At 59.9% G+C, this 23,794-nt stretch carries 29 protein-coding genes; 12 read left to right on the top strand and 17 right to left on the bottom strand.

Translation table 11 applies throughout. The annotated features are described in order from the left end of the window. Window positions 1-1,458: a two-component system sensor histidine kinase PhoQ gene (gene phoQ / locus C9411_RS09340; RefSeq protein ID WP_063990334.1), complete on the bottom strand. Its 1,458-nt coding sequence runs from the start codon at window positions 1,456-1,458 to the stop codon at window positions 1-3. A gap of 5 nt (window positions 1,459-1,463) precedes the next feature. After that, the gene (phoP, locus tag C9411_RS09335; RefSeq protein ID WP_025302513.1) at window positions 1,464-2,135 is read right to left on the bottom strand and encodes a two-component system response regulator PhoP; all 672 of its coding nucleotides are present in this window, start codon (window positions 2,133-2,135) and stop codon (window positions 1,464-1,466) included. A gap of 377 nt (window positions 2,136-2,512) precedes the next feature. On the opposite strand from phoP, the gene C9411_RS09330 reads away from it, so the two are divergent. After that, the gene (locus C9411_RS09330) at window positions 2,513-3,532 is read left to right on the top strand and encodes an ADP-ribosylglycohydrolase family protein (protein WP_107226926.1); all 1,020 of its coding nucleotides are present in this window, start codon (window positions 2,513-2,515) and stop codon (window positions 3,530-3,532) included. A gap of 21 nt (window positions 3,533-3,553) precedes the next feature. On the opposite strand, the gene C9411_RS09325 is transcribed toward C9411_RS09330, so the two are convergent. Further along, window positions 3,554-4,318, bottom strand: coding sequence for a GntR family transcriptional regulator (locus tag C9411_RS09325; protein WP_107226925.1), 765 nt, complete (start codon window positions 4,316-4,318; stop codon window positions 3,554-3,556). 139 nt (window positions 4,319-4,457) lie between these two features. Here C9411_RS09325 and C9411_RS09320 point away from each other — a divergent pair, with 139 nt between their 5' ends. The 3 genes from C9411_RS09320 to C9411_RS09310 all read left to right on the top strand — a co-directional run bounded on the left by C9411_RS09320 (window position 4,458) and on the right by C9411_RS09310 (window position 7,261). Beyond that, on the top strand, window positions 4,458-5,972 hold the full coding sequence (locus C9411_RS09320; RefSeq protein WP_107226924.1) for a PLP-dependent aminotransferase family protein: 1,515 nt from the start codon (window positions 4,458-4,460) through the stop codon (window positions 5,970-5,972). Window positions 5,973-6,087: 115 nt separating this feature from the next. Beyond that, window positions 6,088-6,540 carry a GNAT family N-acetyltransferase gene (locus tag C9411_RS09315; RefSeq protein ID WP_063989607.1) on the top strand — a complete coding sequence of 151 codons (453 nt, stop codon included), beginning with the start codon at window positions 6,088-6,090 and terminating at the stop codon, window positions 6,538-6,540. A 16-nt stretch (window positions 6,541-6,556) separates the two neighbouring features. Next, window positions 6,557-7,261: a GNAT family N-acetyltransferase gene (locus tag C9411_RS09310; protein ID WP_107226923.1), complete on the top strand. Its 705-nt coding sequence runs from the start codon at window positions 6,557-6,559 to the stop codon at window positions 7,259-7,261. Window positions 7,262-7,309: 48 nt separating this feature from the next. Here C9411_RS09310 and purB read toward each other — a convergent pair whose 3' ends face one another. Next, window positions 7,310-8,680: an adenylosuccinate lyase gene (purB, locus tag C9411_RS09305; protein WP_063989609.1), complete on the bottom strand. Its 1,371-nt coding sequence runs from the start codon at window positions 8,678-8,680 to the stop codon at window positions 7,310-7,312. Between the two features lie 22 nt (window positions 8,681-8,702). After that, window positions 8,703-9,329 (bottom strand): high frequency lysogenization protein HflD, encoded by a 627-nt coding sequence (hflD, locus tag C9411_RS09300; protein ID WP_063989610.1) that lies wholly within the window; start codon window positions 9,327-9,329, stop codon window positions 8,703-8,705. Window positions 9,330-9,660: 331 nt separating this feature from the next. Here hflD and kup point away from each other — a divergent pair, with 331 nt between their 5' ends. Next, window positions 9,661-11,529 carry a low affinity potassium transporter Kup gene (gene kup, locus C9411_RS09295; protein WP_063989611.1) on the top strand — a complete coding sequence of 623 codons (1,869 nt, stop codon included), beginning with the start codon at window positions 9,661-9,663 and terminating at the stop codon, window positions 11,527-11,529. 51 nt (window positions 11,530-11,580) lie between these two features. Here the strand turns inward: kup and mnmA are convergent, their stop codons facing one another. The 4 genes from mnmA to rluE form a co-directional block, all read right to left on the bottom strand. Next, on the bottom strand, window positions 11,581-12,681 hold the full coding sequence (gene mnmA, locus C9411_RS09290) for a tRNA 2-thiouridine(34) synthase MnmA (protein ID WP_107226922.1): 1,101 nt from the start codon (window positions 12,679-12,681) through the stop codon (window positions 11,581-11,583). A gap of 106 nt (window positions 12,682-12,787) precedes the next feature. Continuing rightward, window positions 12,788-13,234 (bottom strand): NUDIX hydrolase, encoded by a 447-nt coding sequence (locus tag C9411_RS09285; RefSeq protein ID WP_063989613.1) that lies wholly within the window; start codon window positions 13,232-13,234, stop codon window positions 12,788-12,790. A gap of 9 nt (window positions 13,235-13,243) precedes the next feature. Continuing rightward, entirely contained in the window at window positions 13,244-13,582 is a 339-nt protein-coding gene (locus C9411_RS09280) for a lysozyme inhibitor LprI family protein (protein ID WP_107226921.1), read from the bottom strand. A gap of 22 nt (window positions 13,583-13,604) precedes the next feature. Beyond that, entirely contained in the window at window positions 13,605-14,231 is a 627-nt protein-coding gene (rluE, locus tag C9411_RS09275; RefSeq protein WP_107226920.1) for a 23S rRNA pseudouridine(2457) synthase RluE, read from the bottom strand. 131 nt (window positions 14,232-14,362) lie between these two features. Between rluE and icd the strand changes: the two genes are divergently transcribed. Then, on the top strand, window positions 14,363-15,616 hold the full coding sequence (icd, locus tag C9411_RS09270) for an NADP-dependent isocitrate dehydrogenase (RefSeq protein WP_015377612.1): 1,254 nt from the start codon (window positions 14,363-14,365) through the stop codon (window positions 15,614-15,616). 84 nt (window positions 15,617-15,700) lie between these two features. Here the strand turns inward: icd and uspF are convergent, their stop codons facing one another. From uspF to C9411_RS09255, 3 genes are all read right to left on the bottom strand, one after another. Next, the gene (gene uspF, locus C9411_RS09265; RefSeq protein ID WP_049202743.1) at window positions 15,701-16,156 is read right to left on the bottom strand and encodes a universal stress protein UspF; all 456 of its coding nucleotides are present in this window, start codon (window positions 16,154-16,156) and stop codon (window positions 15,701-15,703) included. A gap of 216 nt (window positions 16,157-16,372) precedes the next feature. Then, window positions 16,373-16,600 (bottom strand): YgdI/YgdR family lipoprotein, encoded by a 228-nt coding sequence (locus tag C9411_RS09260; RefSeq protein ID WP_038877767.1) that lies wholly within the window; start codon window positions 16,598-16,600, stop codon window positions 16,373-16,375. A gap of 12 nt (window positions 16,601-16,612) precedes the next feature. Next, window positions 16,613-16,846 (bottom strand): YgdI/YgdR family lipoprotein, encoded by a 234-nt coding sequence (locus tag C9411_RS09255; RefSeq protein WP_063989616.1) that lies wholly within the window; start codon window positions 16,844-16,846, stop codon window positions 16,613-16,615. 237 nt (window positions 16,847-17,083) lie between these two features. On the opposite strand from C9411_RS09255, the gene tolA reads away from it, so the two are divergent. Continuing rightward, the gene (tolA, locus tag C9411_RS09250; RefSeq protein ID WP_233221889.1) at window positions 17,084-17,647 is read left to right on the top strand and encodes a cell envelope integrity protein TolA; all 564 of its coding nucleotides are present in this window, start codon (window positions 17,084-17,086) and stop codon (window positions 17,645-17,647) included. Between the two features lie 151 nt (window positions 17,648-17,798). Here the strand turns inward: tolA and C9411_RS09245 are convergent, their stop codons facing one another. Next, the gene (locus C9411_RS09245; RefSeq protein ID WP_060440112.1) at window positions 17,799-18,089 is read right to left on the bottom strand and encodes a hypothetical protein; all 291 of its coding nucleotides are present in this window, start codon (window positions 18,087-18,089) and stop codon (window positions 17,799-17,801) included. A gap of 146 nt (window positions 18,090-18,235) precedes the next feature. Here C9411_RS09245 and C9411_RS09240 point away from each other — a divergent pair, with 146 nt between their 5' ends. Then, window positions 18,236-18,655: a GNAT family N-acetyltransferase gene (locus tag C9411_RS09240; RefSeq protein ID WP_063989618.1), complete on the top strand. Its 420-nt coding sequence runs from the start codon at window positions 18,236-18,238 to the stop codon at window positions 18,653-18,655. On the opposite strand, the gene C9411_RS09235 is transcribed toward C9411_RS09240, so the two are convergent. Together C9411_RS09235 and C9411_RS09230 are read right to left on the bottom strand one after the other, a co-directional pair. After that, window positions 18,652-18,864, bottom strand: coding sequence for a hypothetical protein (locus tag C9411_RS09235; RefSeq protein ID WP_063989619.1), 213 nt, complete (start codon window positions 18,862-18,864; stop codon window positions 18,652-18,654). The genes C9411_RS09240 and C9411_RS09235 overlap by 4 nt on opposite strands. 93 nt (window positions 18,865-18,957) lie before the next feature. Next, window positions 18,958-20,073, bottom strand: coding sequence for an AI-2E family transporter (locus C9411_RS09230; protein WP_107226919.1), 1,116 nt, complete (start codon window positions 20,071-20,073; stop codon window positions 18,958-18,960). Between the two features lie 294 nt (window positions 20,074-20,367). On the opposite strand from C9411_RS09230, the gene C9411_RS25820 reads away from it, so the two are divergent. Beyond that, window positions 20,368-20,505, top strand: a complete 138-nt coding sequence (locus C9411_RS25820; protein WP_197816679.1) for a hypothetical protein — start codon at window positions 20,368-20,370, stop codon at window positions 20,503-20,505. Between the two features lie 64 nt (window positions 20,506-20,569). Here C9411_RS25820 and C9411_RS09225 read toward each other — a convergent pair whose 3' ends face one another. After that, window positions 20,570-21,781, bottom strand: a complete 1,212-nt coding sequence (locus tag C9411_RS09225; RefSeq protein WP_107226918.1) for a CynX/NimT family MFS transporter — start codon at window positions 21,779-21,781, stop codon at window positions 20,570-20,572. Window positions 21,782-22,012: 231 nt separating this feature from the next. Between C9411_RS09225 and C9411_RS09220 the strand changes: the two genes are divergently transcribed. After that, the gene (locus C9411_RS09220) at window positions 22,013-22,471 is read left to right on the top strand and encodes a hypothetical protein (protein ID WP_100396298.1); all 459 of its coding nucleotides are present in this window, start codon (window positions 22,013-22,015) and stop codon (window positions 22,469-22,471) included. A 99-nt stretch (window positions 22,472-22,570) separates the two neighbouring features. After that, on the top strand, window positions 22,571-22,987 hold the full coding sequence (locus C9411_RS09215; protein ID WP_033638236.1) for a DUF2000 domain-containing protein: 417 nt from the start codon (window positions 22,571-22,573) through the stop codon (window positions 22,985-22,987). Window positions 22,988-22,999: 12 nt separating this feature from the next. Here the strand turns inward: C9411_RS09215 and C9411_RS09210 are convergent, their stop codons facing one another. After that, window positions 23,000-23,350 carry a GFA family protein gene (locus C9411_RS09210; protein ID WP_107226917.1) on the bottom strand — a complete coding sequence of 117 codons (351 nt, stop codon included), beginning with the start codon at window positions 23,348-23,350 and terminating at the stop codon, window positions 23,000-23,002. 141 nt (window positions 23,351-23,491) lie between these two features. Between C9411_RS09210 and C9411_RS09205 the strand changes: the two genes are divergently transcribed. Next, a complete protein-coding gene (locus C9411_RS09205) occupies window positions 23,492-23,701 on the top strand; it encodes a hypothetical protein (protein ID WP_063989625.1) in 210 nt (69 codons plus the stop codon). The last annotated feature ends 93 nt before the right edge of the window (window positions 23,702-23,794 follow it).

Raw genomic sequence — 23,794 nt, 5'->3', positions numbered from 1 at the left:
TTACTCGTTGTGGTGGGTGTCGTGCTGACGGGCAAAGGTCACCTGCATGCGCGCGCCGCCGAGCGGGCTGTCGCTGATGACGATTTCGCCGTCGTACTGCTCGATGATCTCTGCTGCCACCGACAGGCCGAGGCCCTGGCCAGGGCGCAGGGTATCCACCCGCTGGCCGCGCTGGAAGATCAGCTGGCGCTTGCTTTCCGGGATCCCCGGGCCGTCGTCGTCGATGACGATGGTGAGGTTTTTCTCGGAGTGCAGCGAGGTGATTTCCACGAACTCCAGGCAGTATTTGCAGGCGTTTTCCAACACGTTGCCCATCACTTCCATAAAGTCGTTCTTCTCGCCCATAAAGGTCACTTCCGGCGAGATGTCCAGCGTGATCGCCACCCCTTTGCGCTGGTAAACCTTGTTCAGTGCCACCACCAGGCTGTCGAGCAGCGCCGGTACCGAGTGGATCTCGCGCGTCAACACCGTCTGGCCGGAGTTGATGCTGGCCCGGTGCAGGTAGTAACCGATCTGCTGCGAGATGCGGCCGATCTGATCCAGCATGATCGGCTCGGCTTCTTCGATGGTGGTCTGTTTGCCGCTGCGCAGCGAGCGCAGGGTGCTTTGCAGCACCGCCAGCGGCGTTTTCAGGCTGTGGGTCAGATCCGACAGCGTGGTGCGATACTTGGTGTAGCGCTGGCGTTCGTTGCGCACCAGAATGTTCAGATTGCGCACCAGCCCGCGCAGCTCGCTGGGCGGGTTCTCATCCAGCTGATCGCGCTCGCCGTTCTCCAGCTCGCCCACCTGATTGACCAGCGCCTTGATCGGCCGCAGGCTCCAGTAGGCCGCCAGCCACAGCAGCGGCACCACCAGCAGCAGGTTGGCCAACAGCACGTAGCTGAACCACTCCCACACCACGTCGGATCGCTGCAGCTCCTGCGGAATGCTGTCGACCACCACGATGGTCAGCGCCGGCAGGCGAGGCGTGGCGGCATAGGTGTTGACCGCCACCGAGTGAGTCAGCGCGTTCTGATCGGTATCGTCATAATTCTTCAGCTGATCCTGCGCTTTGGGGTTGTCCCCCAGCACTTCGCTACTGATGCGGGTATCGGTATCAATTTCGTAAAAGCCGGCCTCTTCCAGCCATTCCTTGTTGATCAGCTTCTCCAGCTCCGGCACTTTGCGCTGGCTCCACAGCAGGTTGCCTTTATCGTCATAGATAAACACCAGCGTGGGGAAGTTGAGATCGATATCGGGGGGAATGGCAATGGTGAGCTTGTTGTCTTTCCACTGCGCCAGGCTGAAGAACAGGTTGCTCTCGCCGCGCAGCAGGCGGAAGGCGGTCTTGTCGAAGCTGACGATGTAGCCGACGACCGCCACCAAACCGTAAGAGAGCGACAGCGCCAGGATCACCCCGGCGGTCGCCATCAGGAAGCGTGCACGTAGCGAAAACGGTTTTTTATTCTTGTTGAACATCATGTTCACTTCGCGTCAAAACGGTAGCCCTGGCCACGTACCGTGGTAATCACTTCATGGGGGTATTCCGCCTGCACTTTTTTACGCAAGCGGCCCATCAGCACGTCGATGGTATGGCTTTCACGCAGTTCGGCGTCCGGGTAAAGCTGCAGCATCAACGAATCCTTGCTCACCACCTTGCCGGCGTTGCGGATCAGGGTTTCGATGATGGTGTATTCAAAAGCGGTCAGCTTGATTTGCCGATCGTTAACGCTCAGTTCGCGGCGCGACAGATCGATCTGGAACGGCGGCAGCACGATCACCTGCGAAGCCAGGCCGCTGTTGCGGCGCATCAGCGCCTGCATGCGGGCGATCACTTCTTCCAGGTGGAACGGCTTGGTGACATAGTCGTCGGCGCCGGCTTCCAGCACCGCCACTTTGTCCTGCCAGCTTTCGCGGGCGGTCAGCACCAGGATCGGCAGCTTGGTCTGGTGCGCGCGCCAGCGGCGGATCAGGCTCAGGCCGTCTTCACCCGGCAGGCCGAGATCGACGATGGCGATATCCGGCGCGTGTTCCTGCAGGAAGTAATCGGCTTCCTTGGCGTCTTCGGCCGCGTCGACCTGATGGCCCATCTCGCGCATCTGAACGGAAAGGTGGTGGCGCAGCAAACCATTATCTTCAACAACCAGTACTCGCATGGCGAACTCCTGTGACTGTGCGGGTGAACGTCCTGTCACCCACGCGATAAAAGGGAACACGCTCTGCGGCGTGTCAGGGGATAACGCGGCCACCTGAACCATTTTGACAAAAAGTGCTGAGGCTATGGTAGGTATAACCCGCTCGGCCCGCAAGAGAGCCGAAGCAATGTATTAAAATAAGCGTTATCAATTTGTTCGCCGACATTATCGACAAGTTCTGATAAACGTCGGATAAACAGCGGCGGGGCAACGTTAAACGCAACTTAAACGCGCCGGGCATTGCCAGAAAGGAAAGTGTGAACCGGGGCGCTTGATAAGCTTTAAAGGTACTAATAAGGTATTATTGAGGCATCGGCATATTTTCTCAGGAGCGACGGATGAAGCAGTTAACCCAGGCAGAACGCATAGCGGGCGCACTTTACGGACAGATGCTGGGCGACGCGCTCGGCATGCCTTCCGAGCTGTGGCCGCGCGAGCGGGTTAAGCGCCATTTCGGCTGGATAGACGGCTTTCTCGATGGGCCGGCGGAGAACACCGCCGCCTGTTACTTCAAGGCCGGGCAATATACCGACGATACCGCGATGGCGTTGGCGCTGGCCGATGCGCTGCGGGAAGCGGAAGGCGAGGTGGTGCCGGAACTGATTGCCCGCAACGTGATCCGCTGGGTGGACAGTTTTGACGCCTTCAACAAGAACATTCTCGGCCCCAGTTCCAAACTGGCGCTGAGCGAGCAGAAAGCGGGCACGCCGATCGCCGAGTTGGAAAACAACGGCATCACCAATGGTGCGGCGATGCGCATTTCGCCTTTGGGCTGCGTGCTGCCGTCCGCGCCTCTGGAGGATTTCTGCCAGCAGGTGTGGCTGGCCTGCAGCCCGACGCACAAATCCGACATCGCCGTTGCCGGTGCAGTGGCGATCGCCTGGGCCGTTGCGCGGGCGGTGGAGGGGGCGGACTGGGCCTCGATTCGCCTGGCATTGCCGGGGGTGGCGGAGTATGCCCAGCGCCGGCAGGAGACGACGTTCAGCCCCTCGCTGGCGGCGCGTATCGAACTGGCGTTTCAGGTGGTGGATGAAGCCACCGACACCGAGCAGGCCTCCGAACGGGTGTATCAGCTGATCGGCGCCGGGGTGAGCACCATCGAGTCGGTGCCGGCGGCGCTGGCGATGGTGCAGCTGGCGCAAACCGACCCTACACAGTGCGCCGTGCTGTGCGCCAACCTGGGCGGCGACACCGACACCATTGGCGCGATGGCCACCGCGATTTGCGGCGCGCTGCGCGGCGCAGAAGCGATCGAACCCGGATTGCTGGCGGCGTTAAAACGGGTGAATCTGCTGGATATCGAGGCTTACGTTCAGGCGTTCGCGCGTTTTCGCCGCCGCCGGCAGGGCGAGGCGTGAGCGGCCGCGTGACGCAACGGGTCAACTTTCGCTGGTAAATTCGTACATGTCGCTGCGGCAGAAGCTTTCGCTGTATTCGATCGGCTTTTTATGGTGGTCGAACAGCGTCTGGCGCACGATCAGCAGCGGCATTGGCTCCGAGAGCCGCAGCGCCTGGCGGATATCGTCGTCGGCCATCGCCGCGCTGACCTGGCTGCGCAGCGATCCCATCTCGACCTTATTGCGCCGGAAGTAGTCGTACAGCGAAATGCCGATCTCGTCGACGTTGACAATTGCCGTCACCACCACGTAGGACACCGCCACCGACATTGGCCGCCGATCGATCAAGTGAATGCGTTTGAGTTGGTAGATCGGCGTTCCGGCCGCCAGCTGGAGCTTTTCAGCCAGTTCAACGCCGGCGGGCATCCGTTCGCGGCTGATCCACTGCGTGTCCGGCCGGCGCCCTTGCTGTATCACCTCACGCGAGAATCCTTTGACGTCCGCCAATGAATAGAACAGCTTCGGCTCGGGCCGTTGCGGTTGAATAAAGGTGCCGTAGCCGCGCGAACGGCCGATGATGCCGTCCTGCTCGAGGCAGGCCAGCGCTTTGCGCACCGTGATGCGCGAGATGCCGAGCCGTTCGGTGAACAGGCGCTCGCTGGGCAAAAAATCCCCCGCATTCAGCAATCCTTGATCGATAGCCTGGCGCACTGAGGCGTTGAAGCGCAAATACAGCGGCATCGCGCCCGCGCTGGCCAGATCCTGCTGCAGTTTGTCCAGCAGACGCTGGTTGGTCTCCTTGCTCATAGCCGACGGAAGTCCTGTAGCCGCAATGCGATGGCTTATTTAAGGGGATTTCGCCGGGCAGCGCAACTGCCACCGCCGCTGGAAGGAAATGAGGTAGAGTAGTGCGTCGGTACCCTGAATCAGGAGACACAAATTCCCCATGAGCGACACCCCACGACACGCGGACGATGCAGCTATCCTGGCCGCCTTCGCGCAGCAGCGGCGGCAAGGTCTGACCCGACGTTCGGCGCTGCATCAGGCTCTGTTGCAACTGATTGCCGCCGGAGAACTGGCCTGGCGGACGAAGCTGCCGCCGAGCCGTGTGTTGGCGGCCCGGCTGACGGTGGCGCGCGACACGGTGGAACAGACCTACGCGCGGCTGGAAGCGGAGGGGTTCATCAGCCGAACGGTGGGGCGCGGCAGCTTTGTGCGTTATCGCAGTGACACGCTGCTCGGCCGCGAACTGCTGGCGACGGCGACGGGGCAAGAGGCGCGGCTGGCGGAGCCTGAGCTGAGCGATCGCGGCCGGGCGCTGCTGGCAGTCAGCCATACGCCGCACACTTGTCGCCAGGCTTCGCTGACGCCTTCGCTGGCAGACCTGCGGGCGTTCCCCATCGAGCAATGGCTGCAGCAGGAAAAGCAGGCGCTGCGGCGGCACGGCGAGCGGTTGTTGGGGTATGCCGATCCGCAAGGGCTGCCGGAGCTGCGTGCGGAGATCGCGCACTATCTGCAGCGGGAGCGGGGCGTCAAGGCGACGGCGGAACAGGTGATCGTGGTGACCAGCTCTCAGCAGGCGTTGGCGCTGTGTACGCAGGTGCTGTTCGATCCCGGCGATGCGGTGTTCGTCGAAGAACCGGGTTATCAGGGAGCGAAAAAACTGGTGCAGTCGGCGGGTCTGCAGGCGCGGCCGATCGGCATCGACGAACAGGGGCTGGACGTCGGGCAATTGATGCAGGCCTCGGGCGGCGGACGAGGCGTTTACATCACGCCGTCCCATCACTATCCGCTGGGGTATTCGCTGAGTCTCGATCGGCGGCTGGCGTTGTTGCAGTGGGCGCAGCGGCAACGGGCCTGGATCATCGAAGACGACTACGACGCCGAGTTCAACTACGACCGGCAAACCAAGGCGGCGCTGCAGGGGTTGGACGGCGGCGGGCGTACACTGTACATCGGCACCTTCAGCAAGACGCTGTTTCCGGGGCTGCGCATCGGCTTCATGATTGCGCCGCCGCAGCTGGTGCGGCCGTTGGTCGCCGCCAGGCAGTTTCAGGACGGCTACACGTCGGCGCTGGCGCAGATGACGCTGTTCCATTTCCTGCACGAGGGCGGCTACGCCGAGCATCTGCGCAATATGCGCACGTTGTACAAGGCGCGGCTGGACGCGTTGTACGACGCGGTGCATCGTCACCTGGCAGCCTGGACGCGTCCGGCGTTGCCGCAGGGCGGGCTGCAGCTGGTTTGCCCGTTGGCGGATGCGGCAACGGAGCGGCGGCTGGTGGTGGCGGCGGCCGAACGGGGGATACGGCTGTACGGCCTGGCGGACTTCTACACCGGTACGCCGCAGCGCGGGGCGTTGGTGCTCGGCTTCTCGGCCTATACGCCGGATGAGATCGTGCGCTTTATCACTGCGTTGGCGCAGGTGTTCAGCGCGCTGCCGGCGGCAAGCGACGGTTAAAATTGGTCTGCTCTGCGTTTTGAATTGGTCCGTATTGCGCCGCCGCTGCGCGGTGTATTCTGCCGCTATCCGATTATTTCCCTAATGGAAATAATATCTTACTCCGTGAGGCGCTATGAACCCATCCAACCCTGAAGTGACTATCCGCAGAATCAATGGCGACGACAAAGCGCAATGGCTGGCGCTGTGGCAGGGCTATCTCGATTTTTACCGCGCCGACGTGGCGCCGCAGGTGACCGATCGCACCTTCGAACGCCTGGGGCAGGATGAACAGGTGTACGGGCTGGTGGCGGAGGATGCCGAGGGACGGCTGCTGGGGCTGATGAACCTGGTGTTCCACCCGTCCACCTGGAGCGCGGTCGGCTATTGTTATATCGAAGATCTCTATGTGTCGCCGCAGGCGCGCGGCCACAAGGTGTCGGAAAAGCTGTTCGAACAGGCGTACCGATTGGCAGAGACGCGCGGCAGCGATCGGGTCTACTGGATGACCCAGGAGTACAACGCGCCGGCGCGCTCGCTGTACGACAAAATCGGCAGAAGAAGCTCGTTTATCGTTTATTCCCGTTAATCGCAGGAGGGCGTTTATGGCAATGAATCGTTATGGTCAGCCGGTCGGGGAACCGATGCCGGATTGGCAGCCGGCTCGCCGCCCGGGCGGCGCGACGCTCGGCGGGCGTTTCTGCTCGTTGGCGCCGCTCGAGCCGCAGCGGGATTACGCCGCGCTGTTCGAGGCGTTTCAACTGGCGCCGGACGGCCGCGACTGGACCTATCTGTCTATTGAACGGCCCGATACGCCGGCGGCGATGTTGCAACATCTGGAGACGCTGCAGGCCAACCCGGCGCTGGTCAATCTGACGGTGTTCGACGCCGCCAGCGACGCGCCGGTGGGCACGGTGGCGCTGATGCGCATCGACGAGGCCAACGGCGTGCTGGAGATCGGCCACGTCAGCTGGTCGCCGTTGATGAAACAGCGCTCCAGCGCCACCGAAGCCATCGCGCTGCTGCTGCGCTATGCCTTCGACACGCTGGGCTACCGCCGCTGCGAGTGGAAGTGCGACAGCCATAACGCGCCGTCCCGCCAGGCCGCGCTGCGCTTTGGCTTTCGCTACGAGGGCAACTTCCGCTTTGCGGTGATCGTCAAGGGGCGCAGCCGGGATACCGACTGGTTCGCCATCACCGCCGATCGCTGGCCGGCGGTGCGGCAGGCGCTGGCGCGCTGGCTGAGCGAGGATAACTTCGATGCACAGGGGCAGCAGATAGCCCGGCTGCAGGTGTTGCGCGGCGAATGATAAGCAAAAAGGCGGCCCGCGGGCCGCCTTTTTATCGGGCTAAAGCGCTTACTTCAGCTCGTCGACCATGGTGGTGGCGCGGCCGATGTAGTTGGCCGGGGTCATCGCCTTCAGACGGGTTTTCTCTTCTTCCGGCAGCGCCAGGCCATCGATGAATGCCTGCATGCCGGCGGCGTCCACGCGCTTGCCGCGGGTCAGCTCTTTCAGCTTCTCGTAAGGCTTCTCGATGCCGTATCGGCGCATCACGGTCTGGATCGGCTCGGCCAGCACTTCCCAGTTGTGATCCAGTTCGTCCAGCAGGTGCGCCTGGTTCACTTCCAGCTTGCTGATGCCTTTCAGGGTGGCCTGATAGGCGATCAGCGCGTAGCCCAGGCCTACGCCCAGGTTACGCAGCACGGTGGAGTCGGTCAGGTCGCGCTGCCAGCGGGACACCGGCAGTTTGCCCGCCAGGTGGCCCAGCACGGCGTTGGCCAGGCCCAGGTTGCCTTCGGAGTTTTCGAAGTCGATCGGGTTGACCTTGTGCGGCATGGTGGAAGAACCGATTTCACCGGCGATGGTCTTCTGCTTGAAGTGGTTCAGGGCAATGTAGCCCCAGATATCGCGGTCGAAGTCGATCAGGATGGTGTTGAAACGCGCTACGCAGTCGAACAGCTCAGCGATGTAGTCATGCGGCTCGATCTGGGTGGTGTACGGGTTCCAGGTGATGCCGAGCGAGGTCACGAACGCCTCGCTGAACTGGTGCCAGTCCACTTCCGGGTAAGCGACGATGTGGGCGTTGTAGTTGCCGACCGCACCGTTGATTTTACCCATGATCTCCACGCGCTCCAGCTGGCGGTACTGGCGTTCCATGCGGTAAGCCACGTTGGCGAACTCTTTGCCGACGGTCGACGGGGTCGCCGGCTGGCCGTGGGTGCGCGACAGCAGCGGAATATCGCGGTATTCCAGCGCCAGCCTTTTCAGCGCGTCGATGATCTTGCGCCAGTAAGGCAATACCACGTCCTGACGGGCGCTTTGCAGCATCAGCGCGTGCGACAGGTTGTTGATGTCTTCGGAGGTGCAGGCAAAGTGGATGAACTCGGACACCGCGTGCAGCGCAGGCACCGCCGCCACTTTTTCCTTCAGGAAATACTCGACCGCTTTCACGTCGTGGTTGGTGGTGCGCTCGATGGTTTTGATGCGCTGAGCGTCTTCTTCATTGAATTCCGCGACGATTTTGTCGAGGAAAGCGTTTGCGTCGGCGTCAAAAGCGGGAACTTCCTTGATTTCTGCGCAGGCCGCCAGTTTTTGCAGCCAACGTACTTCAACCTGTACGCGGAATTTCAGCAGACCGTATTCGCTGAAAATGGGGCGCAGTGCGCTGACTTTATCACCGTAGCGTCCATCAACGGGGGAAACGGCGGTCAGTGAGGATAATTCCATCGGTAGCAACTCCTGGGATCGATTAACAATGAGCAACGATATTTTGCGCCTGTTTGAACAGACGATTACGGGAAAACATTAACTGCAGACGGCTGCCGCCGACCTGTTGCCACAGCACGGCGGCGCGAATGCCGGCCAACAGCGTGGCGCGAACCTTGGCCTGCACCTGCGGGTTCTGCAAGATAGCCGGCGAGCCGGTCACCTGAATGCGCGGCCCGAGCGGACTGACCACGTCGACGTAAATGCCGGCCAGCGCGCTGATGATGGTGTCCGACTCAAGATCGAAGTGCGCCAGCTGGCGTTCGAGCTGGCTGAGGCGTTCACCGAGCGTGTTCATCGCCTGTTTGTTGGCGTTGAGCTTGCGCTCCAGCACCATCAGGCTGATGGTGTAGCGGGTCAGTTCCGCGCCCGGCCCTTTGTTGTTGGCGTTAAGCACGCCCATCAGGGTTTCGAGGCCGACCAGCAAGTTGCGTTCTTCACCGCCGAACACCGCCAACGTGGAGGGCGGATCCATCTGCAGCAGGCTCTTCAGCGAGGTCTGAAAGGCTTCGCGGTGGCATTGCCCTTCATGGGCCAACTGCTGAACCAAACGCGCCGCCTGGCTGATACCCGCCATGGCCAGCGTGATGTCATAATAATTCTTCGCCACGATTACTCCTGTAAACGCTGTGAACGGTACATGGCTTACTGCATAAGGTTGTGTGTATCGCAGGGGTAACGGCGGCGGCCGCGAACGTTAACGAACGGGCGTGGCTGTAACAACGATGACAACGAATGCCGCGGATCATGCCACAAAATCGAGGGTAAACCCAGCGTCTAATACGCCCGTGACGAGGCGGAGGCGCCGTGCGGCGCAGAACTGTGCAAATAGGCGGCGAAAATCGCCGGCGTGGCGACGCGAACTTATTGTTGCGGCGGCAAATAAAGTGCGGCGGCTGCATCTATACTGCCAACGTGAGCCCTCAAATAAAGATCTTAATATGCACGTAAAAAACAAGCAGCCGCTGCCGACGGTGACGCTGGCGGCCATCGGCGTAGTGTACGGCGATATTGGCACCAGCCCGCTGTATACCCTGCGCGAATGCCTGACGGCGGAGGAAGGCATCACTCTGACGCCGGCCTCGATTTACGGCTTTTTGTCGCTGATTTTCTGGCTGCTGACGCTGGTGGTGTCCATTAAGTACATTTGTTTTGTGATGCGTGCCGACAACGACGGCGAGGGAGGGATCCTGACGCTGATGTCGCTGGCGATCCGCAAGCTGGATGCGCGCTGGGTGCCGGCAGCGGTGCTGATCGGGCTGGTGGGCGGCAGCTTCTTTTACGGCGACGGGGTGATCACCCCGGCCATTTCGGTGCTCTCGGCCATCGAGGGGCTGCAGATTATCGCCCCAGAGCTGGACAGCTTTATCGTACCGCTGTCGCTGTTGGTGCTGACCGCGCTGTTTGCGATCCAAAAACGCGGCACCGGCAGCGTCGGTAAACTGTTCGCCCCGGCGATGGTTATCTGGTTTCTGACGCTCGCGCTGCTGGGTATCGGCGGGATTCTGCATCATCCCGGCGTGCTGCGGGCGCTGAACCCTTACTGGGCGGTGAATTTCTTCTTCGAATACAAGGCAGTGTCGTTTTTTGCGCTGGGCATGGTGGTACTGTCGGTCACCGGCGCCGAAGCGTTGTACGCCGATATGGGCCACTTCGGTAAAAAACCGATCCGTCTGGCGTGGTTTACGCTGGTGGCGCCGGCGCTGGTGCTGAACTATTTCGGCCAGGGGGCGCTGCTGCTGGCCAATCCGGCGGCGATCAACAACCCGTTCTTCCTGCTGGCGCCGACCTGGGCGCTGATCCCGCTGCTGGTGATCGCCACGCTGGCGACGGTGATCGCCTCGCAGGCGGTGATCTCGGGCGTGTTCTCGCTGACGCGGCAGGCGGTGCGGCTGGGCTACCTGCCGCCGATGCGCATCATCTATACCTCCGATCAGGAGTCCGGGCAGATCTACATTCCGGTAGTGAACTGGCTGCTGTTCGCGGCGGTGCTGATCGTGATTATCAGTTTCAAACATTCCAGTAACCTGGCCTCGGCTTACGGCATCGTGGTGACCGGCACCATGCTGCTGTCGTCGATTTTGCTGAGCATCGTGGCGGTCAAAAACTGGGGCTGGCCGCGCGCGCTGGGCGGACTGATGCTGGTTGTCATGCTGTGCATCGACGTACCGCTGTTCGGCGCCAACCTGATCAAGCTGGCGACCGGCGGCTGGCTGCCGGTGGCGCTTGGGCTGACCATTCTGCTGATCATGTTGACCTGGAAGACCGAGCGTTCGCGCCTGATCCGCCGGCTGCGCGACAATCAGGAAGGGCTGAGCGCGCTGATCGAGTCGCTGGAGAAGGCGCCGCCGAAGCGGGTGCCGGGCACCGCGGTATTTATGGAGCGCACGCCGCACGCGGTGCCGCTGGTGCTGCTGCACAACCTGAAGCACAACAAGGTGTTGCATGAGCGCGTGGTGTTGCTGACCATCGTCACCACCGACATGCCGTACGTGCACAACGTGCAGCGGGTGGCGATCGAACAACTGTCGGCGAGCTTTTGGCGGGTGGTGGCGAGCTATGGCTGGCGTGAGACGCCCAACGTGACGGACATCCTTTACCGCTGCGGCCTGGAAGGGATGAGCTTCACCATGAACGAGACCTCGTTCTTCATGTCGCGCGATACGCTGGTGCTGGGCAAGCGGCCCTGGTATCTGCGCGTGCGCGGCAAGGTGTTCCAACTGTTGCAGCGCAATGCGCTGCGCGCGCCGGACCTGTTCGAAATCCCGCCGAATCGCGTCATTGAACTGGGTGCGCAGGTGGAATTTTGAATAAAAAAAACGCTGCGATAAACGCAGCGTTTTTCTTGGGTGGCAGGCGAATTACGCCAGGCGCTGTTCGATGATGCCGCCACCGAGGCAGATTTCGCCCTGATAGAACACCGCCGACTGGCCGGGGGTGACGGCAGAGACCGGCTCGTCGAAACGCACTTCGATGCGTTCGTCGTCGAGCGGGGTCACGGTGCAAGGGATGTCTTGCTGGCGATAGCGGGTCTTCACCGTGCAGCGGAACGGGCCGCTCAGCGGCAGGCGATCCACCAAGTGCAACTGCTGCGCGATAAGGCCGACGGACATCAGGCGCGGGTGATCGTGCCCCTGCGCGACGACCAGCACGTTGTTGGCCACGTCTTTATCCACCACGTACCACGGATCTTCGCTGCTGTCTTTCATGCCGCCGATGCCCAGCCCTTTACGCTGGCCCAGGGTGTGATACATCAGGCCCTGGTGTTCGCCGACGGTCTGGCCGTCGACGCTGACGATCGGGCCCGGCTGCGCCGGCAGGTAACGGCCGAGGAAGTCGCGGAACTTGCGCTCGCCGATAAAACAGATGCCGGTGGAGTCTTTCTTCTTGGCGGTGACCAGCTCCAGCTGCTCGGCGATGCGGCGCACCTCCGGCTTCTCCAGCTCCCCGACCGGGAACAGGCTCTGCGCCACCTGCTCGTGGCTCAGGGTGTAGAGGAAGTAGCTCTGATCTTTGTTGCCGTCGACGCCGCGCAGCAGGCGGCTCTTGCCGTCCACGTCCTGGCGGCGCACGTAGTGGCCGGTGGCGATAAAATCGGCCCCCAGATCTTCGGCAGCGAACTCCAGGAAGGCTTTGAATTTGATCTCTTTATTGCACAGGATGTCCGGGTTCGGCGTGCGGCCGGCCTTGTACTCTTCCAGGAACAGCTCAAACACGTTGTCCCAGTATTCCGCCGCAAAGTTCACCGTGTGCAGTTCGATGCCCAGCTTGTCGCAGACCGCTTGCGCATCGGCCAGATCGGTCGCGGCGGAGCAGTACTCTTCGTCGTCGTCTTCTTCCCAGTTCTTCATGAACAGCCCAGCGACCTGATAGCCCTGTTGCTGTAACAGATAGGCGGTAACGGAAGAGTCGACGCCGCCGGACATACCGACGATTACTTTTTTCTGGCTGTTGTCTGACATGGGGATCTCACGAACTTGAACACGAACCGTGCTGATAAAAACAAGCGCAGGATTTTACCACGTTGGCCGCGCCGGCGCACTGTTCATCTTGTGCTGCCCGGCGCCCTTAAAACGGCCAGGCGAAGCTGCCGACCAGCGATAGCGGGTAGCGCTCCGGCTGCTGGTAGCTGCGAATGCTCTCCGCCACCAGCGCGGAACGCAGGTTGGGCGCCTGCAAAATCTCGTCGGCGCTCAGCCACAGGCAGCGATCGATGTCGCTGTCCTGCGGCTCGGTCGGCAGCGGCTGTTCCAACTCGATAACGAAGCAAAAACGCAGGAACGGCGTGTGATCCGGCGCGATCCACTGGTGCAGGCGCAGGAACGCCTGCGGCGTGGCGCGGATGCCGGTCTCTTCCCACAGCTCGCGCTCGGCGGCCTGCACCAGCGTCTCGTCGGCCTCCAGATGGCCGGCTGGCTGGTTCCACAGCGCTTTGCCGTTGATGGTCTCTTCGACCACCAAAAATTTGTCGGCGGCGTGCACCACGCAGGCCACGGTGACGTGCGGTTTGAACATGCGCTCTCCTTACAACGGTTTGTCGATGCGCCGGTAGATGTCGTCCAGCTCGGCGATGCGGGTGCGGTAGCTTTGCAGCAGGCAGGCGGTATCCCCGCCGCACCGCTGGCGTTTTGTCAGCCAGTCCTGCTGGCTGTCCTGCATCGCGCCGCGCGCGCCCATGGCGAACAGGCCGCGCAGGAATTGGTATTTTGTGGCCATTTGCACGTCCAGATCGTTCAGCGTGCGGTTGGCGCAGATGGCGCGCTCATCGCGGCTTGCCGCCTTGGCGCAGTCGAAGCTGGCGGCCTGGGCGGCGAGTGGGGCCGCCAGTGCGGTGAACAGCAGCGCGGTCAGTGTGTTCTTCATGTCGCCTCCATCAGTTATCGGTCTACAGGGAATCGATAGTTTTCCATTCACCGGGTTGCAGTGAACCCAGCGAAAGATTACCCATACTGTAGCGAATCAGGCGCAGGGTAGGGAACCCGATATGCGCCGTCATGCGACGCACCTGGCGGTTTCGCCCTTCATACAGGGTGATTTTCAGCCAGTGGGTGGGAATGGATTTACGTTCGCGGATCGGCGGGTTGCGCGGCCACAGCCACTGCGGCTCGGCCACCAACTCCACCCCGGCGGGCAGCGTGGGGCCGTCTTTCAGCGTGACGCCGCTGCGCAATGGCGCCAGATCGCTCTCCTGCGGCGCGCCCTCGACCTGCACATAATAGATTTTGCCGGTGCGCTTGCCCGGCTGGGTGAGCTGCGCCTGCAGCTGGCCGTCGTTGGTCAGCACCAGCAGCCCCTCGCTGTCGCGATCCAGGCGCCCGGCGGCGTAAACGTCGGGGAAGGGGATGTACTCTTTCAGCGTGGCGCGGCCGGCTTCGTCGGTGAACTGCGGCAACACGTCGAAGGGCTTGTTGAATAACACAATTCGGCGCGGCCCTTTCGGCGCGGCGGGTTTGGCGGCATTCGGCTTGCTGAATCGTTTAACGTTGTGATTTCTAACAGAGAATTTTTTCATAACAGTTGAGATTACGGATGATAAGCGCATTATAACCGAATCCGTTTCGGATTGGCGCGGACCGAATATTCAAGTAGTATCTACACGCATCTTACAAAGCATTAACAAAATTGCGCTTGAAGGAGAGGTTGATGGAAAGCAAAGTAGTTGTTCCGGCAGAAGGTAAAAAAATCACGGTTGACGCCCAGGGTAAACTGGTTGTTCCTCATAACCCGATCATCCCGTTCATCGAAGGCGACGGCATTGGCGTTGACGTGACTCCTGCCATGATCCACGTGGTTGATGCAGCCGTTAAAAAGGCTTACCACGGCGAACGTAAAATCTCCTGGATGGAAATCTACACCGGCGAAAAATCTACCCACGTTTACGGTAAAGACGTGTGGCTGCCGGACGAAACTCTGGACCTGATCCGCGACTACCGCGTCGCCATCAAAGGCCCCCTGACCACCCCGGTCGGCGGCGGCATCCGTTCTCTGAACGTGGCCCTGCGCCAGCAGCTGGATCTGTACGTGTGCCTGCGCCCGGTGCGTTACTACCAGGGCACCCCAAGCCCGGTGAAACAGCCTGAGCTGACCGACATGGTGATCTTCCGCGAAAACGCCGAAGACATCTACGCCGGCATCGAGTGGAAAGCCGGCTCCGCCGAAGCGGACAAAGTGATCAAATTCCTGCGCGACGAAATGGGCGTGAAGAAAATCCGCTTCCCAGAGCAGTGCGGTATCGGCGTGAAGCCATGCTCCGAAGAAGGGACCAAGCGTCTGGTGCGTGCGGCGATCGAATACGCCATCACCAACGACCGTGACTCCGTGACCCTGGTTCACAAAGGCAACATCATGAAGTTCACCGAAGGTGCCTTCAAGGATTGGGGCTATGAGCTGGCGCGTGAAGAGTTCGGCGGCGAGCTGATCGACGGCGGCCCATGGCTGAAGATCAAGAACCCGAACACCGGCAAAGAGATCGTGGTTAAAGACGTGATCGCCGACGCCTTCCTGCAGCAGATCCTGCTGCGCCCGGCGGAATACGACGTGATCGCCTGTATGAACCTGAATGGCGACTACATCTCCGACGCCCTGGCGGCCCAGGTAGGCGGTATCGGCATCGCGCCGGGCGCCAACATCGGCTCCGACTGCGCGCTGTTCGAAGCGACTCACGGCACCGCGCCGAAGTACGCCGGCCAGGACAAAGTGAACCCAGGTTCCATCATTCTGTCCGCAGAGATGATGCTGCGCCACATGGGCTGGTTCGAAGCGGCTGATCTGATCGTTAAAGGCATGGAAGGCGCCATCGCCGCCAAGACCGTGACCTATGACTTCGAACGCCTGATGGAAGGCGCTAAACTGCTGAAATGTTCAGAGTTTGGCGACGCTATCGTTAAACATATGTAAGGGTGTTTGGCGTTTGAATGAGAACGGGAGCCTTAGGGCTCCCGTTTTTTTATTGTTCAAATGTGAGTGAGGTATCGGATAGGCTCACCGAGCGGCGTTAGCCGATTCACGCACGACCAGCACCGGGCAATTGGCGTGGCGGACGACGGCGGTGGCATTGGAACCGAGGAGGTAAGTGATCGCAGAAGGGCGGTTGGAACCCATCACAATAATCTCCGCGTTAAGCGCATCAGCGAGTTCCAGGATCTGATCTTTAGGATCGCCGACGGCAACGTGCGTGGTCACTCTATCTTCAGGCACGCTGAATTCTTTTGCCGCTTTTGCCAGCCCCTCGGTCGCTAGCGCAATGGTTTCGTCTTTGGTTTCTATCGCCGCTGTGGCGGCAAAGCCGAAAGCGGCGTAGGTGGCGCGCGACGGGATCACCGCCAGGAAATGGACGTGGGAGTCTTCGAGCCTGGCGAGCGCGTTGACATGCGGGATGACCTGCTGTGTTAATTCCGGCTCGGTAATATCCACGGGAACCAAGATAGTTTTATACATACTCCCTCCTTATCATTATCAAAAAACTCCACTTTTTGGATTATAGCTGCTTGATGCAGGGAAAGGAGAGATCCGTATGGCAAACCTGAGAACGTTGGCGCTAAATGTCAGGTGTTTATCGACGTTATCGTTAAATGCAGGCAAGTACGCCGGTTTTTTGAGTAGAAAGGGAGCCATTGGCCCCCTTGATTTTAGCTGGCTAAGGTTATCGGAACCTTAATGAGGGATCTCTGAAACCTCTTTGACTTCCGTCTTGTTGATTTGCTGCTTAACGCCATTGGCGTCGGTATAACCGATCAACCCGGCAGCGGTTTCTTTCGGCTTGCCGTCACTGATGAGCGTTCGACCGTCGTGGGTATGGATGGCGTAGCTGGTGCGTGTGCAGCCTGACAGTGCGGCGATGGCAACCAGGGCGATCGCGGGAAGAACAAGCGTTTTTTTCATTTGTAGCTCCTTTTAGTTATCCAACTCACTCATGTTTGCAATCTGGTCTCGATTGATCTGTTCCGTTTTGCCCGTTTCTGCATTTCGATAGGAGACTAACCCGGTATCTTTATCGACCTGAGGCTTGCCGTCGGTGACAATGGTCTTGCCATCCGTTGTTTTGATCGCCTGATTGGAAGCGCAGCCCGCTATGAACATCACCGTAGTCGCAGTAAGAAGCGCGGCAAAGAGTCGTTTATTTTTCATACTCACCATCCTGGTTACTTAAATGAATTTAATAGCAGGAAAGTAATTATAGGCAGAATCTCCAGATTGTTAGCGTTGAAACGCTTTTAATGCGATAAAAAATTAAGAATTTCTTAATTTATTGATGGGGTGATTGATCGTTCGGATAACAAAGTTATCAATAGGTCAGGGTTCGCAGACGTACTGCCCGGTGAGTGCGCTATGGCTTCATGTCACCATCGGCCCAAGATACTCCGCATGCCGATGCTTGATACTAACAATGTCTCTGGTGGTTTGGCGTTAATTCTGTATAAGTATTCATCGGGGATTTTTTCGAATACAACGTTGATTCGGCTGATAATCATCCAAAAGGACAGGGATATGAAAATAACGCATTCAGGCTACAAAACCGGCATCGCGATACTATTGGCGGCGATGACCGCGCTGACGTTAACGGGGTGTGCCAAGAGTACTGCCCCCAGCCAAAACGATACGGCGAATAAAGAGGTCGATGATCTTTTCGCCAACCTTGGCGACCCAAAGACGCCGGCGCCGGGAAAAGAGAAATTACATTACATGACTCAGGTGCAAGCTGAGATTCAACGCCATTTAAAAGACGCCGCCACTTACTCAGGCCAACGCTGTACATTGCGTATCACGCTGGCGCCGGACGGCATGCCAGTCGGTGTTCGAACTGAAGGTGGCGATCCGGATCTTTGCCGTGCCGCCATGAAGGCGGTTGCCGATGCGCGTCTGCCTAAGCCGCCAACGCCAGAGGTTCATAATGCGTTCCAAATTATCACGTTGGAATTTCGCCCGTAGTGACAGTAGAAGGTAAAGGGCGGCAACTGGGTTAAAAGAAGCCACAGGCCGCACTTTCATGCGGCCTGTGGCTTTGCCACGTTCCGTATCGCGCTTTCCTATGCTGAACCTGGATTTTTCGGCACTCTTTCACGGCATATGTTGCCAATACCTACCGATACATCATCGCGCTCACGCGCTCGGCTCGATCTTTAAAACCGTTGCTGCGCATCGTTACCACGTAATAGCGGTAGTGATGTTTCTGTGCGTATTCGCGCACCAGGTCTTCGGCGAACAGACCGCTGAAGGTGACGGTGGTGACGAACGTCAGCCCTTTCACTTCGTAGGTGCTGATCTCTTGCGGGGTGCCGATATACGGCGGCGGGAACACGGTTTTGTGGAACTGGCAGCCCGTCAGCAGCAGGGTACACAGCAGGGCGGCGGAGATTTGCGGTATTCTCATCGGGAAATGCTTTCCTTCCTTGGCGTGTGTTTTAGTAACTCTATAATAGGATTACAAAATTCGGCGGGGATGTAAAAGTTATCCCGCTTCGGTTGCCGTTTCGTTGAAGCGGTGCCGCCGTCACCCATAAGCATGAGGGGGTAAACATGCCTGTTCGTCTTGCCACTGAAACCGATGCCGCAGCCCTGATCGCCCTCGACAGCGTTGCCTTGCGTGAGCCGCAGCGCGCGGCGCAGATCCGCACCTGGTGCGGGCAGAGCATCTGTTATCTTGCCGAAGAACGGGGCGTGGTGATGGGCTACGGCGTGCTGCACTATCACTTCTTCGGCTGCGGCTTTATCGAGATGCTGATGGTCGGCGAGCGCTATCGCCGCCGGGGCGTCGGGCTGGCGCTGATTGCGGCATTGAAATCCCATTGCCGACACCCGAAGCTGTTCACCTCCACCAATCGCTCCAACCTGCCGATGCAGCGGCTGCTGTTGAACGCCGGGTTTGTCGCCAGCGGCCAAATTGACAATCTCGATGACGGCGACCCGGAGCAGGTCTTTTTCATCCCATCGCGCTAATACAGCCGGACATCGACCGCCTGCTGTTGCAGCCAGGTGCTGACGTAGCCGTAAGCGGCATAGAAGGCCAGCAGCGCGAAGATCAGTACCGAAAGCGAGGCCAAAAACTTGACGTCGCCGTGCTTCGACAGCTGGTAAGCGCAATAGATAAAGGCTAGCAGACACAGCAGAGTGAAAGCGATAGCCAGCGTGGCGTAAAAAATAAGCATAACGAAACCCGTTCTTCCTTGTGAGCCGGGCAAGGATACCACAGACAAAAAAAGGGGCCCAATTGGCCCCCTGCGTGATTCGCTGCGGGAGGTTTACTCCACCGCGTCGGGATGGTTCTTGCCTTCCTCGATAAACGCTTCGTCGATCTCTTCGATGTTCTCCTCGCTGTCGCGGCCGGACAGAATGTTCCAGCAGGCGATGAACAGCGCGGCGATCAAGGGGCCGATGACGAAGCCGTTGATGCCGTAGATCTCCATGCCGCCCAGGGTGGAAATCAGGATCAGGTAGTCCGGCATTTTGGTGTCTTTGCCCACCAGCAGGGGGCGCAGGATGTTGTCCACCAGGCCGATCACCACCACGAAGAACACCACCAGGAAAATGGCTTTCCACAGCATGCCGGTGGCGAAGAAGTAGATCACCGCCGGCACCCAGATGATGGCGGAGCCCACGGCCGGGATGATCGACAGGAACGCCATCAGCGCGCCCCACAGCAGGCTGCCGTCGATGCCGGTAAAGTAAAACGCCAGCCCGCCGAGCGCGCCTTGCACCACGGCGACCACCACCGTGCCCTTGACGGTGGCGCGGGAGACGGCGGCGAACTTCACGAACAGGTGGTGCTTCACGTGCTGGGAGAGCGGCAGCGCTTCGAGCGCCAGGTTCACCAGGTAGGGGCCGTCTTTCAGCAGGAAGAACAGCAGGTAGAGCATTACGCCGAAGCCGACGACGAAGTTGAAGGTGCCCTTGCCGATCAGGAAGACGCTGCCCGCCAGGTATTGCCCGCCCTTGAGCGCCACCTCGGAAAGCTGCTTTTGGATCTCGGCGGCGCTGTTGAGGTTATGTTCCGCCAGGAAGCGCTGCGCCCAGCCGGGCAGGTGACGCATAAAGTCCGCCAGCATGGTCGGCAATTGGCTGTTGTTGGTCTGCAGTTTGGTGTAGATCACGTTGAATTCCATCGCCAGCGACGAGGCGATGATCGCCAACGGCGTGAACACGATCAGGCAGATCAGCGCCACCGTCAGCAGCGACACCACGCCGTTGCGTTCGCCGACGTACTGCTTCAGCTTCTTTTTCACCGGATGGAAAATCACCGCCAGAATAATCGCCCACAGCACTGAGGAGTAGTAAGGCCCCAGCACGTCAAGAAAGGCGGCGGTAACGATAAACAGGATCAGAATAAAGAATCCCTTGGAAATGCCTTTAGACATCATAGTCGTCCCTCAAAAGATGAATTTTCAGCATAGATGAACTGAATGAAAACAACACTATCATCACCTTTGCTTAACCGGTAGGGGATTTTTAGTGGCGTATTCCATAGGGTTATTAAGGGCAAGGCGGGCGCCGTACGGTGAACAGGCGGCGGCGTGAGAAAAGAAAGAGGGCTAAATAATTAACAAAATTTATCGATTGTGTTTCATTTTGTGAGCCACGCTTGCCGCCTGCGCCAGGCTTTCCTAGTGTTGATGAGGGCGGCCGTTCGCCCGATATCACGAAGGAGTATGCAAATGACTGAACACAAACGACTCGGCGTCATCGAGAAAACGCTACTGATCGCCTTTGCCGGCCTGCTGATGTATTTCGCGGCCACCGGCGCCTTGTCATTATCGGGCCTTGATCATCACTGGCCATATCCTTCACGATAGGCAGGCACCTGCACCAGGGAAAATTCAGCACCGCTTATAACAAACAGAACGACCTTTCCGCTTATCACCCCGCATTATGCCGCCGGCTGAGAAAAGCCAGCGCCAACAGCGCCCCCAACAGGGCCGCCGCCAGCACCAGCCAGGCCGGAGCCGCCCAACCGGCCGCGGCCACGATGGCGCTCAGCGCGACCGGGCCGATCACCTGGCCGAGATAGTTCCCCTGCATCACCAGCCCCAGGCTCAGCGGCAGCAGCGTCGGTTCCGGCGTCGCCGCCGGCGTGGCGGCCAGAATGGTGGCGGGCAGCATGCCGGCAATGGCGCAGAACAGGAAACACAAGGGGATCAGCAGGCCGTTGGGCGTCATCGGCAGGAAAATGCCGATGCCGAAGATGCCGATAACCAGGCTGGTGGCCGCGAGCAGGCTCCCGGCCCGCAGACCGCGCGACAGCAAGAGCCCGGCGGCGAGGTTACCGATGATGTTCGCCGCTACCGCCGCCGCGCTGATGCCGCCGGCGGCCGCCAGCGACAGGCCGATGCGTTGCATCAGGAAGATCGGCAGGAAGGTCATCACCGAGAAAAACTGCAGGTTGTAAGTGGTGAACATTAACGCCAGCAACAGCGGCCGGCGCGCCCGCAGCATCGCGCCCAGCGCTTGCCGCAGATGTAACGGCGGAACGTGCGCCTCGGCGGCACGGCGGGACGTGGTCAGCGGCAGCAGCACGGCGGCCAATAGCGTCAACGCCGCACCGGCCTGCCAACTTTGTTGCCAGTCGGCGAGATGGGGGCCGAAAAACAGTGAAATGGCGATGCCCGCCGGCATGAAGGTGCTCCAGATGCCGAACACCAGGCTGCGCTGCGCCGGGGCGACGATGCGGTTCAGCACCGCCGGCGAGGCGACCACCACGATCACGAAGCCGAGGCCTTCGATAAAGCGGCTGACGACCAATCCGCTGAAGTCGTGCAGCGTGGCGCCGGTGAAGCTGGCGGCGCTGATGATCAGTAACCCTACTGCCAGCAGGCGCCGGTCGCCCCAGCGGCGTACCAGCAGCCCGGCGGCGATACCGCCGAACACCCCGACGAAAGGAAAGGCCGAGATGACCCAGCTCAGCGCCTCAAGCGAACGGCCGAACTCGGCCTGCAGCGCAGGCAGCGCGATGGTGGCCTTACCCACGTGCAGCGCCGCGGCGATGCCGGCGAACAGCACGTTGACGACGGCTAACCAGGGCGTAGCGGCAGGAAAGACGCGGTCGATGGCGTCCGGTTTAATCGTGGTCATAACACTCTCCAGTGGCGGTAACGCCATCACTATGTGCTCTTGCAACGGCTGAGGTCGTTCAAATGCTGCGCTATCACGCGGAGAAATTATTCATTTCGAGCTTTATTGATTGCGCGCCTTCGTTGTTTGGTTCGCCAGCGTGCCGCCCGGCGTGGACGCGGGTCCCCCCGCAGCGGTTTACTGTTCCGGCACGCAGCAGGCGTGTTGTATTCATTTTATAAGGAGCAGTGTATGTCAGAGATGATGAACGAGAGTGGAGCGCCGGCCATTGAATGGAGCTATGGCGGCCGGGGTGATGATATCAGCAGCAGCCTGAGCCTCGACACGGTTGAGGAGCAGCCGCAGGGCTTCCTGATGACGGTCGATCGGCCGGTGCAGATCTTTAAAGACGCGCTGTCGCCGATGATGGCCTTTGTTACGCTGCTGCGCCCGCTGTACGCCAAGACGAGCGAAGGCTTTCAGTACGTGCCGGTTTCCAACCCCTGGACCGACGTGCAGCGCCTGCCGGCCAGCGCAGGCTATCTGGGCGTGCAGGTCAACGCCGGGCTGTTTTTCCACGGTGCCAAGCCGACGCACTATAAAGATCGCGACGGTCAGATGAAACCGATCGACGGCGGCACGCTTTTGCAGAACATCACCGTGTTGCATCAGGTGGCGCAGCCGCTCGGTCCGGGTGAAGGCGCCGTCTGAGTCGGCAGCGTGATTACGGGGGCCGGACGCGGCCCCTTATCGCGCCTTGAAACCGTGCGCCGGTTGGGTAAAACTGGCTGCCTATTCAAGGAGAAGAGCATGTACAGCGACAACGAGAAAAAATTTTATATCATCCTCAACCGTAATCACGAACCGGCCACGCTGTTTAACGCTTCCTGCCATCTGACGGCGGGCATCACCGATCTGATCGAGCAGCGCGAGTTTCACCACTATCCGAGCAGCCTCGACGGCGTCAGCGCCAATATGAGCCACTATCCGATCGTGATCCTGCAGGCCAAGAACAGCAGCCAGCTCAGCAACCTGATTCTGAAGTGCAAGGAAGAGGGCGTGTTGTCCAACTTCTTCACCACCACCATGCTGTCGCACTCCGCCGAACAGCAGATCGCCGACACCGCCAACACCCCTTACGAACAGCTGGATTTCGTGGCGGTGGCGCTCTACGGCGACGCCGAACAGCTTAAGCCGCTGACCAAGAAATTCTCCGTCTACCGCTGAAAACGCGGGATCTCAGACGCTGGCGCCGTCGTAACTGTGGATCTGCAACGCATCCAGCGCAATGTCAGGCACGCAGCGCAGGTTGACGGCGCACATCGCGGCGCCGTCCGGCGCAGTGCCGTAGGCGAAGGGCTGGGCACCGCAGACTCGGCAGAACTGATGGCGGATCTTGTGGTGATTGAAGGTGTAGGTGCTGAGCTGGTCCTGGCCGCTGTTGAGCGTGAATGCGCTGATGGGGAAGAAAGACAGCAACAGCCCTTTGCGGCGGCAGATCGAACAGTTGCAGCTGAGGGCGTCGGCGGGCAGTTCGGCGTCCACGGAGAAGGTGACGGCGCCGCAGTGGCAGCTTCCCTGGAATGACATGGCGATGATCCTGTTACAGGGGAAAGTGTTTGCCCAGTATAGTGCAATTTATCGCCACTCGGCCGCGCAGGGCCTGGTTTCCTTAGTAAATGCGCGGTTTTCTGGTAGGTTAGAGGTTAACGTCATCAAAAGGAGATCGCGATGTTAGAACATTACTATCCGGCCAATATGGGCGCCGACCCGGTCACGGACGAACAGCACAAACGGCTGGTGGCGGTGCAGGCGGCGCTGGAATTGATCAAGGCCACGCTGTCGGATACCAACGACGGCAACGGCGTAGATTTCCAGTTGAAGGCGGCGGAAAAGCACATCGGCCCGATGGCCGACGCCATTCAGGAAGCCCTGAAGTAACGGTTCGCCGTCACCTCAACCGCCCGCATCGGGCGGTTTTTTTGCGCTGATTACTGCGATTTTTTTAGTGGCGCATTGCCTTTTTCCCGGCTG

Origin of the sequence: Serratia sp. Nf2 (assembly GCF_003028435.1) — a bacterium.
Lineage (GTDB): Bacteria > Pseudomonadota > Gammaproteobacteria > Enterobacterales > Enterobacteriaceae > Serratia > Serratia marcescens_L.
This window is presented reverse-complemented; position numbering and strand designations above follow the sequence as displayed.

Excerpts from the sequence above, each read along its gene's own strand:
- kup (WP_063989611.1), top strand. The coding sequence starts at position 9,661 with ATGCACGTAAAAAACAAGCAGCCGCTGCCGACGGTGACGCTGGCGGCC.
- rluE (WP_107226920.1), bottom strand. The coding sequence starts at position 14,231 with ATGAAAAAATTCTCTGTTAGAAATCACAACGTTAAACGATTCAGCAAG.
- C9411_RS09255 (WP_063989616.1), bottom strand. The coding sequence starts at position 16,846 with ATGAAAAATAAACGACTCTTTGCCGCGCTTCTTACTGCGACTACGGTG.
- phoP (WP_025302513.1), bottom strand. The coding sequence starts at position 2,135 with ATGCGAGTACTGGTTGTTGAAGATAATGGTTTGCTGCGCCACCACCTT.
- tolA (WP_233221889.1), top strand. The coding sequence starts at position 17,084 with ATGCCGATGCTTGATACTAACAATGTCTCTGGTGGTTTGGCGTTAATT.
- C9411_RS09210 (WP_107226917.1), bottom strand. The coding sequence starts at position 23,350 with ATGTCATTCCAGGGAAGCTGCCACTGCGGCGCCGTCACCTTCTCCGTG.
- C9411_RS09240 (WP_063989618.1), top strand. The coding sequence starts at position 18,236 with ATGCCTGTTCGTCTTGCCACTGAAACCGATGCCGCAGCCCTGATCGCC.
- C9411_RS09220 (WP_100396298.1), top strand. The coding sequence starts at position 22,013 with ATGTCAGAGATGATGAACGAGAGTGGAGCGCCGGCCATTGAATGGAGC.
- C9411_RS09285 (WP_063989613.1), bottom strand. The coding sequence starts at position 13,234 with ATGTTCAAACCGCACGTCACCGTGGCCTGCGTGGTGCACGCCGCCGAC.
- icd (WP_015377612.1), top strand. The coding sequence starts at position 14,363 with ATGGAAAGCAAAGTAGTTGTTCCGGCAGAAGGTAAAAAAATCACGGTT.
- C9411_RS09235 (WP_063989619.1), bottom strand. The coding sequence starts at position 18,864 with ATGCTTATTTTTTACGCCACGCTGGCTATCGCTTTCACTCTGCTGTGT.
- C9411_RS09315 (WP_063989607.1), top strand. The coding sequence starts at position 6,088 with ATGAACCCATCCAACCCTGAAGTGACTATCCGCAGAATCAATGGCGAC.
- C9411_RS09325 (WP_107226925.1), bottom strand. The coding sequence starts at position 4,318 with ATGAGCAAGGAGACCAACCAGCGTCTGCTGGACAAACTGCAGCAGGAT.
- C9411_RS09245 (WP_060440112.1), bottom strand. The coding sequence starts at position 18,089 with ATGAGAATACCGCAAATCTCCGCCGCCCTGCTGTGTACCCTGCTGCTG.
- C9411_RS25820 (WP_197816679.1), top strand. The coding sequence starts at position 20,368 with ATGACTGAACACAAACGACTCGGCGTCATCGAGAAAACGCTACTGATC.
- C9411_RS09215 (WP_033638236.1), top strand. The coding sequence starts at position 22,571 with ATGTACAGCGACAACGAGAAAAAATTTTATATCATCCTCAACCGTAAT.
- C9411_RS09330 (WP_107226926.1), top strand. The coding sequence starts at position 2,513 with ATGAAGCAGTTAACCCAGGCAGAACGCATAGCGGGCGCACTTTACGGA.
- C9411_RS09230 (WP_107226919.1), bottom strand. The coding sequence starts at position 20,073 with ATGATGTCTAAAGGCATTTCCAAGGGATTCTTTATTCTGATCCTGTTT.
- purB (WP_063989609.1), bottom strand. The coding sequence starts at position 8,680 with ATGGAATTATCCTCACTGACCGCCGTTTCCCCCGTTGATGGACGCTAC.
- C9411_RS09205 (WP_063989625.1), top strand. The coding sequence starts at position 23,492 with ATGTTAGAACATTACTATCCGGCCAATATGGGCGCCGACCCGGTCACG.
- uspF (WP_049202743.1), bottom strand. The coding sequence starts at position 16,156 with ATGTATAAAACTATCTTGGTTCCCGTGGATATTACCGAGCCGGAATTA.
- C9411_RS09310 (WP_107226923.1), top strand. The coding sequence starts at position 6,557 with ATGGCAATGAATCGTTATGGTCAGCCGGTCGGGGAACCGATGCCGGAT.
- phoQ (WP_063990334.1), bottom strand. The coding sequence starts at position 1,458 with ATGTTCAACAAGAATAAAAAACCGTTTTCGCTACGTGCACGCTTCCTG.
- C9411_RS09225 (WP_107226918.1), bottom strand. The coding sequence starts at position 21,781 with ATGACCACGATTAAACCGGACGCCATCGACCGCGTCTTTCCTGCCGCT.
- C9411_RS09280 (WP_107226921.1), bottom strand. The coding sequence starts at position 13,582 with ATGAAGAACACACTGACCGCGCTGCTGTTCACCGCACTGGCGGCCCCA.
- C9411_RS09320 (WP_107226924.1), top strand. The coding sequence starts at position 4,458 with ATGAGCGACACCCCACGACACGCGGACGATGCAGCTATCCTGGCCGCC.
- C9411_RS09260 (WP_038877767.1), bottom strand. The coding sequence starts at position 16,600 with ATGAAAAAAACGCTTGTTCTTCCCGCGATCGCCCTGGTTGCCATCGCC.
- mnmA (WP_107226922.1), bottom strand. The coding sequence starts at position 12,681 with ATGTCAGACAACAGCCAGAAAAAAGTAATCGTCGGTATGTCCGGCGGC.